Raw genomic sequence first — 2,307 nt, forward strand, 5'->3', positions numbered from 1 at the left:
GAGCCTACTCCAAGGAGACATGTTTGCCATTTTTTCATTTCTTTTTCCTCTCTATTCAAATAATGTAGTCAAAATGGAAGCATTTCCCAAAAGCACCAAGATTCCCATCACGATAATGAGGAAACCACCTACTTTTTTGAGGGTTCCGAGATAAGGATGGAGTTTTCGGAAATGTTTCAAAACATAACTGGAAGCAAGAGCTAGAACCAAAAATGGTAGCGCCAAACCCAGCGTGAAAACCAACATGAGACCAGCACCCTGCAAAGCTCCTGAACCACCTGAAGCCGCCAAGGCCAAAACAGAGCCCAGAACTGGCCCCACACATGGCGTCCAAGCAAAACTAAAGGTCAACCCCAGTAAAAATGCCTGACTATAGCCGTTACCCTTTTGCCCCTGTCTCTTTAATTGTAGCCTTCTTTCCTTGTAAAGCCCCTGCAAATGTAGGACTTCCATCTGGTGTAAGCCCAAGAGAATGATAATCGCACCTGTCACATACTGAAACCAGGAAGCATACAGCAAATTGCCTAAAAAACCAGCTCCATAACCCAGTAAGATAAAGATAAAAGAAATCCCCGCTATAAAGGCCAAAGTTCGCAATAAACTAACAAGTGAGATTGAAAATTTTCCACTAGAAGCCTGAGCATCATTCTTATCATCCAATAAGACTCCTGCATAGACTGGCAACAAGGGTAAAATACAAGGAGAAAAGAAGGAAAGAATTCCAGCAAGAAAAACACTAATAAAAAAGATTACATTGTCCATTGCCTTCCTCCATTCTTTGATTTGATAGGTCTATTATATCCCCAAAACTCCAGAAAAAACAGGGACAATGATAGGGAAAAATAGGAATTTAATCAGCTTATTTAGAAATCTGGCACAAAAAAAGCCAGACAAGGTCTGACTTTGGTAGAAACAGAAAAGAGAATCACCTGTCCTCCCTACTTATCTGGTAATAAATAAGGTCCGCAACGTAGTCTTTTCTCTCCACACCATTGGCAATGGTTTTTAGATAAGACATTCCCGCTTTTTCCATAACACGGCCTGAAGCTAGATTGAGACTAGCGTAACGAGCTCTGACTTTTTGAAAGCCTGCTTGAGTAAAACAAAAATCTAACACAGCTTTCAAGGCCTCTGTCATCATACCTCGGCCCCAAAAGTTTTTTCCTAAAACATACCCAATTTCACAACTTAAATCTTCCTCGTGCATTTCAATGATGCTGATATCTCCTATCACATGCTCTGGGTTCTCTTTGAGACAAATGGCCCATTTGTAATAGTTGGGATTAGTATAGGATGCAACCCAATTTCGAATCGAGTTCCGAGTCGCTTCAACATCAGGATGAGGATCCCAGGTGACATAGGTCAGATTCTCAGCAGACGAAGCCCAATTTTGAAACATGGCTTCTGCATCACTCTCCACAAATCTTCTCAAAATTAAACGTTCTGTCTGTAATATTTGCGTACCGATTGCTTTCATAATGTTACCTCGCTTTCTAAGCTTAAGGCTCAAGATAAAAAGACTATACTCAGTAACAGCTAGAAAACAAGTTTTTCATCTAGTTACTTGACGCAGTCGCTGTCTGGTTTGAAATGCACTTTACCAAGCTTCTTCAAACCTAGTCATCGTTGCGGGGGTGAGACAAGGAAAATCGAACTCTTCGAGTTACCGAATCTGCCTCGTTTTCCTGTTTCTAGACTCGGGCTAAAAAGGTCCCCCGGACCTTCCTCGCTTTCTCATTTCTAGGCTCAGGGTAAAAAGACTATACTCAGTAACAGCTAGAAAACAAGTTTTTCATCTAGTTACTTGACGCAGTCGCTGTCTGGTTTGAAATGCGCTTTACCAAGCTTTTTCAAACCTAGTCATCGTTGCGGGGGTGAGACAACGAAATCGAACTCTTCGAGTTACCGATTTCTGTCTCACTCCCAAAAGTCATCAAATACGGTGATTGGTAGGTGGCGTTTGTGTTGGCCTTTGTACCACCAGTTTTCGATAGTCGCTTGAGCTTCTGGGCTGATTGTTTTGCCTTCAAGGTAATCATCAATTTCATTGTAAGTGACTCCAAGTGCAACTTCGTCAGCAAGTCCAGGTTTGTCTTCTTCTAGGTCTGCTGTTGGGATTTTTTCATAAAGAGCTGAGTCTGCACCAAGTTCCTTCAAGAGTTGTTTCCCTTGGCGTTTATTGAGGCGGTAAAGAGGGAGAATATCTGCACCACCGTCACCAAACTTGGTAAAAAAGCCTGTGATATTTTCCGCAGCATGGTCTGTTCCAATGACCGCTCCGCTATGGGCACCCGCAAGGGCATATTG

3 protein-coding genes are annotated in these 2,307 nt (G+C 42.3%); all 3 read right to left on the minus strand.

The genetic code is table 11. The annotated features are described in order from the left end of the window. Nucleotides 1-51: 51 nt before the first annotated feature. On the minus strand, nt 52-762 hold the full coding sequence (ccdA2, locus tag GMD4S_RS08045) for a thiol-disulfide oxidoreductase-associated membrane protein CcdA2 (RefSeq protein WP_000370906.1): 711 nt from the start codon (nt 760-762) through the stop codon (nt 52-54). Between the two features lie 163 nt (nt 763-925). Further along, nucleotides 926-1,477, minus strand: a complete 552-nt coding sequence (locus tag GMD4S_RS08050) for a GNAT family N-acetyltransferase (RefSeq protein WP_000643815.1) — start codon at nt 1,475-1,477, stop codon at nt 926-928. Nucleotides 1,478-1,917: 440 nt separating this feature from the next. Continuing rightward, on the minus strand, nt 1,918-2,307 hold a 390-nt coding region (gene nadE, locus GMD4S_RS08055), incomplete at its 5' end, for an NAD(+) synthase (protein ID WP_000304254.1).

Source organism: Streptococcus sp. GMD4S (assembly GCF_000296955.1).

What these genes read in the sequence shown, in the direction of transcription:
- ccdA2 (WP_000370906.1), bottom strand. Translation starts at nt 762, where the DNA reads ATGGACAATGTAATCTTTTTTATTAGTGTTTTTCTTGCTGGAATTCTT.
- GMD4S_RS08050 (WP_000643815.1), bottom strand. Translation starts at nt 1,477, where the DNA reads ATGAAAGCAATCGGTACGCAAATATTACAGACAGAACGTTTAATTTTG.